Annotated in this window: 14 protein-coding genes and 1 riboswitch; of the genes, 1 reads left to right on the forward strand and 13 read right to left on the reverse strand. The window is 40.1% G+C overall.

Features of this window, described 5'->3' with window-relative positions; genetic code table 11:
• Nucleotides 1-21 precede the first annotated feature (21 nt).
• The 12 genes from AC1Q59_RS21850 to AC1Q59_RS21905 all read right to left on the reverse strand — a co-directional run bounded on the left by AC1Q59_RS21850 (nt 22) and on the right by AC1Q59_RS21905 (nt 12,094).
• On the reverse strand, nt 22-1,134 hold the full coding sequence (locus AC1Q59_RS21850) for a sugar ABC transporter substrate-binding protein (RefSeq protein WP_492367981.1): 1,113 nt from the start codon (nt 1,132-1,134) through the stop codon (nt 22-24).
• Nucleotides 1,135-1,223: 89 nt separating this feature from the next.
• The gene (locus AC1Q59_RS21855) at nt 1,224-1,754 is read right to left on the reverse strand and encodes a 1,2-dihydroxy-3-keto-5-methylthiopentene dioxygenase (RefSeq protein WP_492367982.1); all 531 of its coding nucleotides are present in this window, start codon (nt 1,752-1,754) and stop codon (nt 1,224-1,226) included.
• Between the two features lie 228 nt (nt 1,755-1,982).
• Nucleotides 1,983-2,627 (reverse strand): methylthioribulose 1-phosphate dehydratase, encoded by a 645-nt coding sequence (locus tag AC1Q59_RS21860; protein WP_492367983.1) that lies wholly within the window; start codon nt 2,625-2,627, stop codon nt 1,983-1,985.
• A 52-nt stretch (nt 2,628-2,679) separates the two neighbouring features.
• Entirely contained in the window at nt 2,680-3,351 is a 672-nt protein-coding gene (locus AC1Q59_RS21865; RefSeq protein ID WP_492367984.1) for a 2-hydroxy-3-keto-5-methylthiopentenyl-1-phosphate phosphatase, read from the reverse strand.
• Entirely contained in the window at nt 3,348-4,571 is a 1,224-nt protein-coding gene (locus AC1Q59_RS21870) for a 2,3-diketo-5-methylthiopentyl-1-phosphate enolase (RefSeq protein WP_492367985.1), read from the reverse strand. The genes AC1Q59_RS21865 and AC1Q59_RS21870 overlap by 4 nt, the downstream gene beginning before the upstream one ends.
• 77 nt (nt 4,572-4,648) lie before the next feature.
• A riboswitch (SAM riboswitch) is annotated at nt 4,649-4,754 on the reverse strand.
• Nucleotides 4,755-4,845: 91 nt separating this feature from the next.
• Nucleotides 4,846-6,060 (reverse strand): CaiB/BaiF CoA transferase family protein, encoded by a 1,215-nt coding sequence (locus AC1Q59_RS21875; RefSeq protein ID WP_492367986.1) that lies wholly within the window; start codon nt 6,058-6,060, stop codon nt 4,846-4,848.
• A 21-nt stretch (nt 6,061-6,081) separates the two neighbouring features.
• Nucleotides 6,082-7,359 (reverse strand): TRAP transporter large permease, encoded by a 1,278-nt coding sequence (locus tag AC1Q59_RS21880; RefSeq protein ID WP_492367987.1) that lies wholly within the window; start codon nt 7,357-7,359, stop codon nt 6,082-6,084.
• A complete protein-coding gene (locus AC1Q59_RS21885) occupies nt 7,356-7,859 on the reverse strand; it encodes a TRAP transporter small permease subunit (protein ID WP_492367988.1) in 504 nt (167 codons plus the stop codon). The genes AC1Q59_RS21880 and AC1Q59_RS21885 overlap by 4 nt, the downstream gene beginning before the upstream one ends.
• Before the next feature lie 80 nt (nt 7,860-7,939).
• On the reverse strand, nt 7,940-9,001 hold the full coding sequence (locus tag AC1Q59_RS21890; RefSeq protein WP_492367989.1) for a TRAP transporter substrate-binding protein: 1,062 nt from the start codon (nt 8,999-9,001) through the stop codon (nt 7,940-7,942).
• Nucleotides 9,002-9,014: 13 nt separating this feature from the next.
• Nucleotides 9,015-10,382: an MmgE/PrpD family protein gene (locus AC1Q59_RS21895; protein ID WP_492367990.1), complete on the reverse strand. Its 1,368-nt coding sequence runs from the start codon at nt 10,380-10,382 to the stop codon at nt 9,015-9,017.
• A 24-nt stretch (nt 10,383-10,406) separates the two neighbouring features.
• Nucleotides 10,407-11,165: an IclR family transcriptional regulator gene (locus AC1Q59_RS21900; protein ID WP_492367991.1), complete on the reverse strand. Its 759-nt coding sequence runs from the start codon at nt 11,163-11,165 to the stop codon at nt 10,407-10,409.
• A 140-nt stretch (nt 11,166-11,305) separates the two neighbouring features.
• Nucleotides 11,306-12,094 (reverse strand): enoyl-CoA hydratase/isomerase family protein, encoded by a 789-nt coding sequence (locus AC1Q59_RS21905; RefSeq protein WP_492367992.1) that lies wholly within the window; start codon nt 12,092-12,094, stop codon nt 11,306-11,308.
• A gap of 178 nt (nt 12,095-12,272) precedes the next feature.
• On the opposite strand from AC1Q59_RS21905, the gene AC1Q59_RS21910 reads away from it, so the two are divergent.
• Nucleotides 12,273-13,511 carry a benzoate/H(+) symporter BenE family transporter gene (locus AC1Q59_RS21910; RefSeq protein WP_492367993.1) on the forward strand — a complete coding sequence of 413 codons (1,239 nt, stop codon included), beginning with the start codon at nt 12,273-12,275 and terminating at the stop codon, nt 13,509-13,511.
• Nucleotides 13,512-13,559: 48 nt separating this feature from the next.
• On the opposite strand, the gene trhO is transcribed toward AC1Q59_RS21910, so the two are convergent.
• Nucleotides 13,560-14,531 carry an oxygen-dependent tRNA uridine(34) hydroxylase TrhO gene (gene trhO / locus AC1Q59_RS21915; RefSeq protein ID WP_492367994.1) on the reverse strand — a complete coding sequence of 324 codons (972 nt, stop codon included), beginning with the start codon at nt 14,529-14,531 and terminating at the stop codon, nt 13,560-13,562.
• Nucleotides 14,532-14,568 lie beyond the last annotated feature (37 nt).

Raw genomic sequence — 14,568 nt, forward strand, 5'->3', positions numbered from 1 at the left:
CTTCACTGTTAAAACTGGCCATTATTTCTGATAATGCTCTTTCAGCTTTTTCATCCAGTCTTCTTCAAAATCCGCTGATTCACCCCAGCCGGAAATAACCTTTGACAAACTTTCCATATTTATAGGGTTTTGCGATGCTGATAATTCTTTTTGAGAAATCAGGCTAGCGTTTAAGGCATATTCCTGTGGAGTGTCCTCACCAGCAAGCTTTTTCGCTAAAATTCTCATATCAATTTTTCCAATAAGCGCTGGATCGACTGCAGCTGTATATTGCCATGGGCTGCCTTTTTCCTGGATCATTTGCAAATCTGCGTTTGAAACATCAATTCCATAGATTTTTACTTCTTCTCGGCCAGCCTCTTTAATGGCACGGGCAGCACCAATAGCAAAGGCATCCCATGTTGCAAAGATGGCATCAAGCTCTCCTTTTGGATATTTATTCAGCATCGCCTGCACAGCATTCTGTGTTTGTCCTGATGTATCAGCAGATGCTACTCCGAATCTTTCAAGCTCTTTTATTTCAGGGTTTTCTTTCAGCTTAGCTTCATAGACCGCATTGCGGCGAACCATTGGCGGAAATCCATCTACCCATAGATAGGCAATGTTTGCTTTTCCATCAAAATCCTTGATTAGCTGGTCTAATGCCAAGGTAGCTAAAGCTTGATCATCCTGTGAAGTCAGTGTCACACCTTCAATATTTTTTAATTCATCGATGGAATCGAAGGCAACTACTTCTTTTCCTTTTTCTACAAGGCCCTTCACGGCATCTGCAGTAGCAGCATCATCACCATGCGAAATGATGACACCATTGTAATCCTGGTTAGCTGCTTGGGCGATTGCATCATGGAATTTGGCAGAATCACCGTTTGCTGTGAATACATCTACTTTAAACCCAAGATCTTCTCCCTCTTTTTTCGCGCCGGCCAAAAATTGCGCTGTATGATCGTCCCCGCCAATTTTGCGGATGACCTTAATTTTCACCTCATCCCCATTGGCAAATCTCTCTGGGACATTCTCGATGGCTGTATTCTTGCTTTCCTCTGCTTTTGACGCTTTTTCTCCTGAAGAACATCCAGTTAATAGCAGCGATAAGGCCAAGCTGGAAATCGCTATATTCTTTAGTACTTTTCTCATTTTATTTACTCCCTTATTTTCATTTTGTTCTACATTCCCATCAGGTAAGCCTAGTTTTTTACCTGATGGGCTAAAGGGGTTACTTAAAATCAGCCTGCAGTGGTTTCCTCGTAAACAGGCACCCATCCTTCTTCCGTAACAAAGATTCGTACAGCAACCACTTTGCGATCTTCTGCTAATGTAAAGTAATGGCGTACACCTTCGGGAACGGAAATAAGATCGCCAGGATTTAAATGAACCTCAAAAAACCTTTCGTCTTTTCCTTGGATGATAAACACCCCATGGCCGCTTGCGATAAATCGAACCTCATCGTCCGTATGATGATGTTCGCGCTGAAAGTTTTCTAAAAGCTGATCTAGATTTGGCGTATGTTCAGCAAGGGAAATAACATCCCAGGCTTTATATCCGCGGCGGGCAGAAATATCCTTTATTTCATTGTCAAAAGCAGCTAAAATGGCTTGTTTTTCTTCATCACTTAAAATATATTTTTCTTGTAAATCTGCAGGTAATTTGGCAATATCCCATTGTTCGTAAATAACATCCTGCTCCTTTAGAAAAGAAATCACTTCCTCTTGATTTTCAATTATTTCGTTTGTTCCTTGAATTTTAATTGTTGTCATGTTAATTCCTCCTAATTAATGTAAGATTATGGTTCTGATACTTAGCCGTTGATTTCCGTTCCAGGCGCAACGCGCACCTTAGGGCGGTTCGGGAAGCCTCCTCGTCGCTAACGCTCCTGCGGGGTCTCCCCTGTCCCGCACTCCCGCAGGAGTCTTCGCGCCTTCCACTCCAATCAACTAAGCGCTTATAGCCAATATTCAACTTAAACATAGCCAAAATTAAAAATATTAAAAACCCAATGTTGCCTTTGTATTAAGCGAGGCTTTGGCTTGCATGAGCGCCAGCTGATATTGAAATAAAAACTCGCATGCTTCTAGTACTTTCTTTGCTTCGAAGGCATCTTTGCCCCAAGCCGTAATTCCATGATTTCTTATCAGGACTGCCCCTTTGTCATCATCTACATACGGAGCAAGTGCTTCTGCGAGTGCTGGAATATGAGCATGGTTAGGGATAATTGGAATAGCCCATTTTGCATCCTCTTCCCATCGGTCAAAGGCCTTAATCAGCTCCTGCCCTTTAAATGTGACCTGCCCTTGATCGCCATATAACTCCGAAATAACGTTATTAGCAACCGTATGGACATGGAGACTGCAGCCGGCATTGCTCTTGCGGTAAATTTCGCAATGAAGAAGAGTCTCAGCCGAAGGCTTTACACTTGTGCTTCCAACAGGATTTCCCCACCCGTCAACGAGCAGGAAGTCATCCTTTGTCTTTTTACGCTTATCCTTTCCGCTAGCCGTCACATAAAACTGAAGCGGATCATCCTGAACTTTAATCGCTAAATTGCCGCTCGTTCCCATAAACCAATCCCGTTCAGCTAACTCTTCCTTAATCTCAGACAGTTCTTGAAGTCGAGAAACAATGAGACTCATCTATTTTTCCTCCTTTCTTAAGGACAGAGGGACAGGCCCCTTGTCCTTCCATTTATTTTCCAACTGCACTTTTTTGCAGGTCTTCTAAAATGTTGATGCAATCATAAAACGTTTCAAATGAATGATGCGGGATGGACATATCATCACATGTCTTCGACAAGTAATCCCGCGAAATCACTGTATCGGCTACCTTTGCTGCCTCTACATCTGTCACTGAATCGCCGATAACAATTACATGGGAATCCTCACCAGCCAATCTTCGAATCAGGCTTGGTTTACAGCAGCCGCAGTTTTGATTTGGACAATGCCGATCGCAATCATAAGGCCAATGAATTTTTATTGTTTCATCTGAAAAATCTGCCTCGTTGCAGTAAATCCCATCGATGGAAGCAAAAGATTCAAGCATTGGCTTAACAAAAAAGTCAATGCCTCCGCTGACTATATAGATCGGAATACTTTGTTTTTTCGCAAATTGAATAAATTCACCAAATCCATCTCTTATCTCTGCCGTGTCTATTACAAAATCAATAATGTCTTTTTTCAATGCGGAAGGAAGAAGGGAAAACATATTTCCTACCCCTTCCTTAATACTAATCGAACGGGATAGCACCCCGTCCTTCCATTTCTCCCATCCTGGCGGAGCAAAGTGCTTCATGATGCTGATAATATTGTCCTTTTTTGTGACCGTGCCATCGAAGTCGCAGAAAATAACAGGCTTAATCATGATTTTACAGGCTCCTTCCATCCCCAAAGCTTAATAGCTTCCTGAAGTTCAGGATACTGTGCTGCTTGATCTAATGGAATGCTGCTAAGTACAGCTTCGACTGCCTGGCGAAAAGCTTTCCCGCCGCCTTTTGCCCCCTGCGGATGTCCGTGAACCCCGCCGCCTGCATTAATGACACAGTCTTTTCCAAAATCTGATATTAAAAGCGGTACCAATCCTGGATGAATTCCTGCAGATGGTACAGGAAAAGCTCTCCTCAGAGAAGAATCTTTTGTTAGCTCCTCTTTTACTTTAATAACCTTATCCCGCTCCAATGCTACACTTCCGTATGGTGATGGGAATAAAGAAAAGTCGGCACCGGATAAACGTACTAATTTTCCAAGTAACAGTGAATGGGATAACCCATATTTTTCTGAAGATGTAAAAGCACCGCTAAATGCTGGATGAGCCATTATTGGCAAGCCAATTTCATCATCTTCCCTTAGAGCCTGAAGCACATCCAATCCATAAGTAAAGACATTGAATAACAAGGCATCTGCGCCTAATTCCTTTGCTTTTCGGGCTTTTTCTTTGAGGTCAAAGGTTCTTCCTGTAAGATTCGCAGCATATAAAGTGCGATGGCCGGTCTCCTCATATACTTGGTCCAAAACCTTCTTTCCTTCGGTTATCCTTTTTTCAAATGGGGTTAGCTCATTTTCGAAAAGAATTTCATCATCTTTAACTAAATCTACACCGCCTAGTGCTTGCTCCCGCAGCTGATCCAGGAGATAGTTCATATCTCTGCCAATGACCCCTTTAAAAATACTCATCACAAGCGGACGATCATAGACATTTAGCTTTTCTCGGATTCCATTGATTCCGAATCTTGGTCCAGGGAATCCTCTTAACAGTTCATCATCAAACTTTAAATCTATTAATTTTACCGCACCATCTAAGCTCAGCTTGCCAAATACGGTTGTTAAAATGGCTGGAAGGTCATGTGAATAATTGCCTCCAGGAAAGCTGATATGAAATTCGGCAATCACTTTTCCTGTAGAAGGATCCTCGCCAATTTCCTTGATTTTTTCTACATGGCCCTTGTGCTTTTTTAGTTGCTCTTGTTCAAGCAGGGGAAGATCGGTCCAAGAACCAACCGTTAATCCCAGCGCAATACCTTCTCCCTTTTTATGCAAGCTTTCCCTGTCAGCAATTAATCGGTATACAGCTGTAACTTGACTCAATGTTTATCCCCCTTTTATAAAAAATTCCATCAAAAAAACCTCTTCAAATAAGAAGAGGTTTTCACGAAAAAAACGACTTCTTATCTGTCAACGTTACCGTTGTGAGAATTAGCACCGTGCTCAACACTTGAGTCGGTTGCCGGGCTTCATAGGGCTCATCCCTCCGCCTGCTCTTGATAAGAAAACATTTATTTAATTGATAAGATTCAAATTATATAAAGGATTATGCCATCTCATTTAATCACTGTCAATATATTTTTAAATACTTTTCAAATCAGGATGTGCCTTGTTGAACGATATCACTTACTACCCCAGTTTCAATTAGCTGAGTTATTGCTGCTCCGTCATATCCGTGATTTGCCAGGATACTGCGTGTATTCTCTCCTAAAAGTGGAGGGGACTTTCTAATGGATAGATTGTTTTCTGATAGAGTAAGCGGCAAACGAATTAGTGAAAGATCTGGAATAATCGAGTGTTCAACAGATTGGAACATCCCTAATTCCTCTGTCTGTTTGCTTGATGCAACATCTGATATTTTATTTATAATCGAAGCAGGTACCCCTTCTCTATCAAGCCTGTCAATCCAGTATTCTGCCGTATGCCCCTTTAATAACATTTCAATCTCATAATTTAGCACATGCCGATTTTGCACCCGCTTCGGATTATTCTGATACCTTGGATCATTTACCCATTCTGGCTTTCCAAGGACTTTACACAGCTTACCAAATAATCGATCATTTGAAACTCCAATCATGATTGGCTGTGTTCCTGTTTGAAATACCCCGTAAGGTGTAAAAGCAGCATGGTTGGAGCCCATTCTAACAGGGTCTTTGCCCGTAAACTGATAGGCCATCAGGTGGTAGCTAGCCCAAAATAAGCCTGTTTCGTAAAGGGACGTATCAACCTTTTGCCCTTTTCCCGTCTGACTGCGGGAGAGTAATGCACTTACAACACCCAAGGCACCCCATAAGGCGCTTCCTTGATCCAAAATCGATACAGGAATTCTCGACATATCACTATCCGCTGCCCCATTAATCCCCATCAAACCTGAATTAGCTTGAATAATGGCATCGTATCCAGGCTTTTCTTTATCAGGGCCCTTTAAGCCATAAGCATTAATAGAAGCATAGATTAAACCCGGGTTAATAGATTTTAATTGTTCATACCCTAACCCAAGACTTTCAGCCTTTCCATAGCGAAAGTTCTCAACAAATACATCCGCATCTTCAATAAATCTTTTAACTATTTCCCTTCCTTTTTCCTGCTTTAAATCAATAACAATCGAGTGCTTATTCCGATTTAGCTGTAAAAAGAAGGAGCCGTCATTTCCTTCCCTAAACGGCCCCATTTTTCTCGTTTCATCCCCAGAACCCGGGCGCTCGATTTTGATTACTTCTGCACCCAAATCACTTAAAATCATTGTTAGCGTGGGTCCCGAAATGTTTGTTGTTATATCCACTACCCTGACACCATGCAATGGTCCTGTCATTTGAATCTCCTCCATTCCTATTTAAGTTAGAACAAGTGCAATTGACGGGAATATCCAAACAAGGGCAAGTACAATGACTACAAATACTAAAAATGGCAAGGTGCCTTTGATAATCGTGCCCATACTTTCGTTTGGAACCAAAGACTTTATGGCAAATAAATTCATGCCGATTGGCGGTGTAATCACGGCTAATTCCATATTAAGAACCATGATAATCCCGAACCATATTGGGTCAAATCCTAATGCCACAGCAATCGGGAAGAATATAGGTGTTGTGATTAACATGATGGATACTACCTCAAGGAAAAATCCCATAATAAGCCAAATCAAATTCATTATCAGCAAGATCACCCAAGGGGCAACGTCCAGATCCATAATTGCTGAAGAAAGATATTGAGGTAGACCAATCAAAGTAAGTGCTGCTCCAAATACCAATGCCCCAAGAACAATAGATAAAAGCATGGAAGAAGTTTTAACTGAATCTACCAAAATGGGTAAAATGTCTTTAAACTTGATGCTTCTATGAATAAATAGAGTAATAAATAAGGCATAAACAGCCCCTACCGCAGCGGCTTCAGTCGGTGTAAATATCCCTGCATAAATTCCGCCTAAAACTAAAATAGGCAAAAGAAATTCGGGGATAGCGGATAGGGTGATTTTTCTTCTTTCCGTCCATTCAAGACTTGGGAGTTCCGATGTTTTGGGTGCATTAATCATAGCCCAAATAATTAATAATAAGGCAATGGCTAGTCCTGGGATGATCCCAGCCATAAATAATTTCCCCGGTGACGCACCGCTTAATGATGCATAAATAATAAGCGGGATACTTGGAGGAATAAGAATGCCCAAGGATCCGCCAATGGCAGACAATCCATAGGTCAATTCTTTAGAGTATTTCTCCTTAATCATTTCAGGAATAGCAATTTTCCCAATGGTTAGTACAGATGTCATACTAGAGCCAACAATGGCTGCGAAAAAGGTGTAGGAAATAACACTTGCTGCCCCTGTTCCCCCCTTGAAATTGTGCATCCAAGCTTTAGTGGCAGAAAAAAGGCGCTGACCGCTTTTTCCTTGAAATAAAATTTCACCCATCAGCACATACAGAGGAATAGCCACAAAAATAAACTCGGATAACGATCCATACAGTGTTAACGGTATCTGATTTAGATACATCGTATCCATCATAGTAATTATGGTAATTATCCCTGATAAACCCAGGGCAAAAGAAATAGGTACACCGATTATCAGCAAAAGAAATAGAACTCCGATTAAAACAGCTACTGAACTTAATGAGATCATTTCATACCCTCCTCAATATTAGGAGAGATGCCTATTTTTATAATTGCACATATCGCGGCAAGGGCTAATAATACGCCTCCTAATGGAATAAATGAATACGGAATCCAGAGCGGAACCTCTAAAAGCGTCGGTGATGCCATTTCTCGTGTATATGCATTCAGTGTAAACTTAAAGCCATAAACAATAAGGACATAGGCGAAAATAAACACAAGTGATACATTAATCATTTCTAATGCTTTTCTAGTTTTCCCTTTCAGCCTTTCTATTAAAAAAGTGACACGAATGTGCTCACCCTCAATTAATAAAAATCCCATTGTAAAAAAAACAAGAAATTGCAGCAGGTAAGTCGAAATTTCATTTGCCCAAATGGTTGGATGATTAAATACATACCTGGAGATAACCTCATAAAATACACTCAACGCCAAAATTCCTAAGAAAGCTCCTGAAATGTATAGAAATATTTTCTCAAACTTAATAATCAAATTTACTAATTTGCTCAATTTAAGTCACCTGCTCTCTAGCAAATGTGGTCCTGCAAGAGCAGTTAATTAGATAACCGCAATGCAGAACCAACAATAAATTATTTTTTTGCTTCCTCTACAGCATCAAGGAATTCCTGCCCAGCTTCTCCCGTTTCATCCAGATAGGACTGATAACGCTTTTCTGCTCCTTTAAGCCACTCTTCTCTTTCCGCATCGGTTGGTTTGTATAACTCAACCCCAAGTTCAGCCAACTTTTTCTTATATTCTTCTTCATCCTTTTTTACAGTGTCACGTGCAACTTTTTCTGCTGTTTTTGCAGCCTTTCTTACAGCTTCCTGTACATCTGATGGAAGATCATTAAACCACTTTAGGTTTGCCACCGCTTGGAATGACAAGTGACTTAACCCCATATCCGTACCATGAGAGGTCACCTCATACAGACTCCGATCAACTACAGATGAAGGGCCAGTAGTATGTCCATCAATCGTGCCGTGCTCCATTGCCTGATATATTTCCTGAGAACTCATGCTTACTGGTGATGCTCCCATTTCTTCAAGAAGAAGTGATGCCCCTTGACCGAAGGCTCTCATCTTTTTGCCTTTAATGTCATCTGGCACATGAATAGGGAAGTTCCCAAAAATTTCAACTGTGCCATATGCTGGCCATCCTAAAACTTCCATATCGAATTTCTTCAAATGCTCGGCAAATAATTCACCATATTTTCCATCCTCAGCTGCCCATACCTGTTCCCAATTTTCAAATAGGAATGGAAGATCGATAACCCGTAATGGTGCAGCCTGTTTTCCAGCAATAAAACCTGAGTTTAATTGGGCAATATGAACCCCGCCCATGCTAAGTGCATCAGGAATATCTGCATCTGTATACAGCTGCCCGTTAGGAAAAGTTTGTACGTCTAGCTTAATAGAAGTATCAGCTGTATTCTTTTCAATTTCCTCCGCCATTGTTTCAAAAAACAGACCAACAGCATGTTCCTGCGGCAAATTATACGCAACTTTAATCGTCTCTGTTTTGCCTTTCCCTTCGGCTGGTTTATCTGTATCACTTTCTGCAGTGGAAGATGAGTTGCTACAGCCACTGACAATCACTAAAACGATCGCCATTAATAAATATATGAGTTTACTATTCTTTTTCACTATCATTCTTGTTTCCTCCTTAATTCATTTGAATGAGACCCTTTTCAATAATCTTTGCATTTATTTCATCAACAAGCTTTGAGATATCTCCAGTATCTGAATAATCTGAGATTTTTTGGTATAAAATCTCCTGATCGACATCATTTATATACTCTTTTGTACAATCTTTAAATTTCTCCTTAAGTTCAACATCTGTAAGCGGATTTTGCGGGTATCCTTTTGGCTTTGTGATTTTGCTTTCTTCTATTTCGCCATTTTGAAATTCAATGATGATGGAGGAATACTCCTCGCCAAACTCTAAAAATTGTTCCATATCCTCTGGAACTTCATATTTCACTTTTTCGATTAATTTTTTATATGTAGGATCGTCTTGGAGATGTTCATCGGTAAAGTGCTGGATTTTCATTTCACCGCTTATGATTGACTGAACGGCGCAATATTCTAAGCTGAATTTCGCTTCTAAACCTGAGGCTGGTCTTGGGTATTTCAATACTTTTAAAGTAAGAGGCGATACTAGACATCTAATAGAACGAATTTCGTCAATACGATTTTTAACTCTTGGATGAAGTTCTATTCCACAATCAATAATTCTTGTCGTTAAGCCGCATGAAGGATAAGGTTTTAATATTAATCCCTCATCAATGAAAAGTTTAGCCTGATCCCATGCATCAGCGTCCAATTGACCCCCAAATGCCGAAAGATAAGAATTCGTACCATCAAAGGCGTCTATAGAAGAATCAAAATCGTTACGGGCCATCTTAACTGCAAATATGGCATTGCCAGCAGCCCAGCCAGCATGAAGAGGTTTGGTCATTGTTCCAAAATTGGAGCGTACCCCTGATGCTAATGAGCAAGCGATTCCTAAAGCATTAGCAGTCTGTTCTTTATCTAATTTTAATAATCTAGCAGCACCAATGGTTCCGCCAATGGCTCCGATTGTCGCGGTTGTATGCCATCCCTTTTCATACTGGGTTCTAGCTGCCCCTTTTGAGATCCTGGCAATCACCTCGTACCCAGCAACATAGGCTTCAAATATTTCTTTTCCGCTGCTTTTTGCTTCATAGCCCAATGTAAATAGTATGGCACCAAGGACAACTGTCGGATGGCCAATTTGATAGGCAGAAATATCATCATAATCAATGGCATGGCTTAAAGCACCGAGTGCCAGGGCTGCATGCTGCGCACCAGCTTTTGTATTGGTTCCAAGTATCGGTACCTCCCCTTTGCCGGTATCCTTGACATACTGAACAATTTTTTTATACAGCGGTTCGTCTAAGGCTGCAATGGATACGGCAAAAAAATCAATGATCGATTTTTTCACATGTTCTTTCGTATTTTCAGTAACATCCTTAAGCTCTTTATCAGCCCAATCCACGATTGTCTTCACAGAATTATCATCCTTTCATTTACATTACTCTTCTGCGTAGCCTAGCTGTTTAGAGATCTTTAACGCAATGGCTTGAATTTCTTGGGAAAGTTCCATTTCATATTTTTCTTCTAAATCTTTAATGGGTGAAGCAAAGATTACTGAACCGATTGGAGACTTTGACGAATCAAAAATTGGTGCTGCAATTCCCCTTGCTCCTTCTACCCTCTCACCAAAACTAAATGCTACCCCCTCCTCCCTGATTTCCTTTAGTTCCTTAATTATTTTATTTTTTTGATGGGTATCAAAGGATTCCAGATTAAGAATTTGTTCCACTTCCTCACGTTCCAAATAAGCCATAATTGATTTGCCGCTGGAACCATATGGGACCGGCTGGAGATCGCCAATATTAATGACGTATTGAAAGGGTGAAGAACCTACTACTTGATCCAAAAACATTACTTTTTTGTACTTCTTGTGATAAAGAACTAAACAAATGGTTTCATCAAATTTATTAACAAAACTTTTTAAAAATGGCTGTGCGATTTTTTTAAAATCGAATTTTGTTGATAACACAGAGCCAATTCGATATAACTCCATTCCAATTTGATATTTTCGCGTATCTGGATTGTACTCAAGCATGCCTTGGTCCTGCAGGCTTTTAAGAAACCTATGCAAGGTACTGATTGGCAAATCAAGATGGCTGGCCAGATCTCGAACACCCCATTGATCGGATTCATCAATAAAGGCAGATAAAATTTTAAATACTTTTGGGATTACGCCATTATCCTTTTTTTCACTCATGTAACTTGGTATCCCTTCTGTTCTATTAGATGGAATGTTGTTCCGCTATTTGATTTTATTATATTCGAATTGTTCAGTCAATTTATTTTTCAGAAAATTAAAAGGAGTGTGCACTTTTTTAGCTGCACACTCCCATTACTTTATTCAACAGGGTCCTTAAAATTTGGCTTTCTTTTTTCGTTAAACGCATTGACCCCTTCAACCCGGTCATCATGATGTGTTAATCTAGCATAAAGCTGAAGCGCATAGTCAATTCCCTCTTCAAGAGGCATATCCATTCCTTTATTAAATGCCTTTCTCGCCATTCTGACTGCTAGCGGTGAGTTATCCGCAATTTTTTGCGCCTGTGATAAGGCATGCTGAAAAATTTCCTCATATGGGGCAACTTTACTGATCATGCCATATTTAAGGGCGTCATCTGCACTTATAAAATCTCCAGTCAAAAGGAGCTCTATAGCAATACTTCTAGGCAAATACCGGCCAATTGTCTGTGTTCCCCCTACACCTGGAATAATCCCAAGCTTCACCTCCGGCAATCCAAATTTCGCAGTTGGAACTGAATATATAATATCGCCTGTTAGCGCAAGCTCACACCCTCCGCCAAGGGCAAATCCATTTACAACCGATATAACTGGCTGTTTAGCCTCTCTGATTTTGCGATACATCGTTTGGAAAATCCTATGCTGCTTGAACCACTGCTCCTCTGTCATTCCTTTTCTTTCTTTCAGATCACCGCCCGCACAAAAGGCCTTTTCCCCCTCTGCAGTGATAACAATTACTCGCACACGCTGATCTTCCTCAATATTTTCAAGAGCATCAATAAATTCCAGGGCCAATGCAGTATTCAGTGCATTCATAGAATCTGGTCTATTAATTTTCAGCAACGCAATACGGCCATCTGCAAGTCGTTCATTTATCAAAATTCCCAATAAGATCACTCCTATATATTAAATATTCCGATAACTCTTATAATTATATAAATGATTATAATATTTTGTAAAGTATGATATTTCAGTTATAAAATTTGACCATCACCTAAATTATTGGTAATTTGAAACAAAATAATAGAATAAAAGATTAAAATGTTAAAGAAAAAGGGGGAGAAAAATGAGTAATTCACCCAAAAATCCTGGATGGCAGAAGGTTAAAATTCCTTTTAAAGATCTTAACCATAAAAATATAGCAGCCGGTCTGGTGGCTGGAATTTTTATTATTACTGGGCCAACCGCACTGATCCTTGAAGCAGCCTCCAATGGCAGTTTTACGATAGAACAGACAGTTTTATGGATTTTTTCTGTCTATGTGTTTGGGGGATTGTTTGGGATCTTTCTTCCACTCTATTATCGGATCCCTATTGTTGGCGGGCATTCCCTGACCGGCGTAGCCTTTCTTGCAGCCGTTTCCTATCAATTCAGCTTTCATGAATTCATTGGTGCCTATCTATTATCGGGAATTTTCATGTTGCTTATTGGTTTACTTGGATTTTTCTCAAGACTAATCAAATTAGTTCCAAAGGAAATCATTTCTGCCATGCTTGCAGGAATGATTACTAAATATATGATAAGCTTTGTTATTTCAATCAGCCAGCTTTTGACCGTTGGGCTTATTTCTTTAATGGCCTTTTTTATTTTTAGCAAATGGAAGACTAAGATGCCGCCTGCCATTGCTGCAATCGTAACCGGCTTTATCATGTTTATCCTTACCACTCCAATACATAGCGGTGACTGGGCTTCAGGAATCATTTTTCCGCACCCTTTTACCCCGGAGTTTCATTTGATAAGCTTTCTATCTGTATCCATACCACTTGCCCTTCTCATCTTAAGTAATGATGCAGCCGTTGCTGTTGGGGCCTTGGAACAAAATAAATATAACACGCCTGTTAATCGAGTTATTTCACTTAGCGGCTTAGCTTCCATCATCGCTGGATTGTTTGGCGGACAGTCTGCAAATATAGCAGGAATGGCAACTGTAATCTGCTCAGATGCGGAGGCTGGACCAAAGGAAAAACGCTATATGGGAGCCGTTGTCACAGGTGTAATGCTTACCGCATTCGGACTATTGTCATGGAAACTGATCCCGATTATTCAAGGGCTTCCAAAGGAATTCATCTCCATCATTGTGGGTTTTTCCCTCATTGGTGTGTTTGGGAATAGTTTATATCAAGGGTTTTCCAATCAAACAATGAAAACAAGCGCAGCGTTTGCCTTTATAATTGCATTCTCCAATATTACTATTTTAAATATTAGTGCACCTGTTTGGTCCTTAGCGGTTGGTGCTTTTATAGCCAGATACATTGAACATGCTACAGGAGATCGGAATATAGACAGAGCAAAGAAAACAGCATAACAAAAAAAACACTTTTGTAAAATTAATTACAAAAGTGTTTTTTCTATCTTAACCAAGCACTGGATATTCTTCCCCAATTTCTTTTAACCGCTCAGCAATTTGCTCTTCTGTTAACTCTTGTTCTTTTACGTACAGATTTCTAGGATGAACTCTGCATTCGTGTGTGCATCCTCGAAGGTATTTATGCTCATTTTCTTCAGAACATAGAATTTGTTTATTGCATTCTGGGTTTGCACAGTTAACATAGCGTTCACATGGTTCGTCTGAAAAATAATCCTTTCCGACAATCACATGTTCTTTTTGGTTGACTGGCACAGCAATTCTTTCGTCAAACACATAGCACTGGCCATCCCATAATTCACCCTGTACCTCAGGATCCTTCCCGTAAGTGACAATTCCGCCATGAAGCTGTCCGACATCTTCAAAGCCCTCTTTTACGAGCCAGCCGGAAAACTTCTCACAGCGAATGCCTCCTGTACAGTAAGTAAGGATTTTTTTGCCTTCAAACTGCTCTTTATTTTCCCTAATCCATTCTGGCAGATCACGGAAAGCCTTAATATCCGGACGGATAGCTCCCCGGAAATGGCCTAAATCATATTCATAATCATTTCTCGCATCAATAACAACTGTTTCTGGTTCTTTCATGGCCTTAAAGAAATCTTTTGGCTCCAGATATTTTCCTGTTAATTCATTTGGATTCACATCATCCTCAAGTCGGAGAGAAACAATTTCATTTCTGTGGCGGACATGCATTTTCTTAAACGCATGGCCGTCAGCCTCATCAATTTTGAAAACCATGTCAGAGAATCGCGGGTCTTCTTTCATCGTTTTCATATACTGTTCTGTTTGTTCAAACGTACCTGACACTGTGCCATTTATTCCTTCAGCAGCAATATGGATACGGCCTTTTAATCCAAGATCCTTACAAAACTGTAAATGCTGTGAAGTAAACTCTTCAGGATTATCGATTAGAACATATTTATAGTACAATAACACACGATATTGTTGATTGTTTGCCATTATTCTTTTACCACCTATAAAAAAAATATTTTAAAGT

This window comes from Cytobacillus sp. MT66, assembly GCF_058792595.1.

Coding starts and splice junctions, on each gene's coding strand:
- AC1Q59_RS21850 (WP_492367981.1), bottom strand. CDS start 1,134: ATGAGAAAAGTACTAAAGAATATAGCGATTTCCAGCTTGGCCTTATCG.
- AC1Q59_RS21855 (WP_492367982.1), bottom strand. CDS start 1,754: ATGACAACAATTAAAATTCAAGGAACAAACGAAATAATTGAAAATCAA.
- AC1Q59_RS21860 (WP_492367983.1), bottom strand. CDS start 2,627: ATGAGTCTCATTGTTTCTCGACTTCAAGAACTGTCTGAGATTAAGGAA.
- AC1Q59_RS21865 (WP_492367984.1), bottom strand. CDS start 3,351: ATGATTAAGCCTGTTATTTTCTGCGACTTCGATGGCACGGTCACAAAA.
- AC1Q59_RS21875 (WP_492367986.1), bottom strand. CDS start 6,060: ATGACAGGACCATTGCATGGTGTCAGGGTAGTGGATATAACAACAAAC.
- AC1Q59_RS21880 (WP_492367987.1), bottom strand. CDS start 7,359: ATGATCTCATTAAGTTCAGTAGCTGTTTTAATCGGAGTTCTATTTCTT.
- AC1Q59_RS21890 (WP_492367989.1), bottom strand. CDS start 9,001: ATGATAGTGAAAAAGAATAGTAAACTCATATATTTATTAATGGCGATC.
- AC1Q59_RS21900 (WP_492367991.1), bottom strand. CDS start 11,165: ATGAGTGAAAAAAAGGATAATGGCGTAATCCCAAAAGTATTTAAAATT.
- AC1Q59_RS21910 (WP_492367993.1), top strand. CDS start 12,273: ATGAGTAATTCACCCAAAAATCCTGGATGGCAGAAGGTTAAAATTCCT.
- trhO (WP_492367994.1), bottom strand. CDS start 14,531: ATGGCAAACAATCAACAATATCGTGTGTTATTGTACTATAAATATGTT.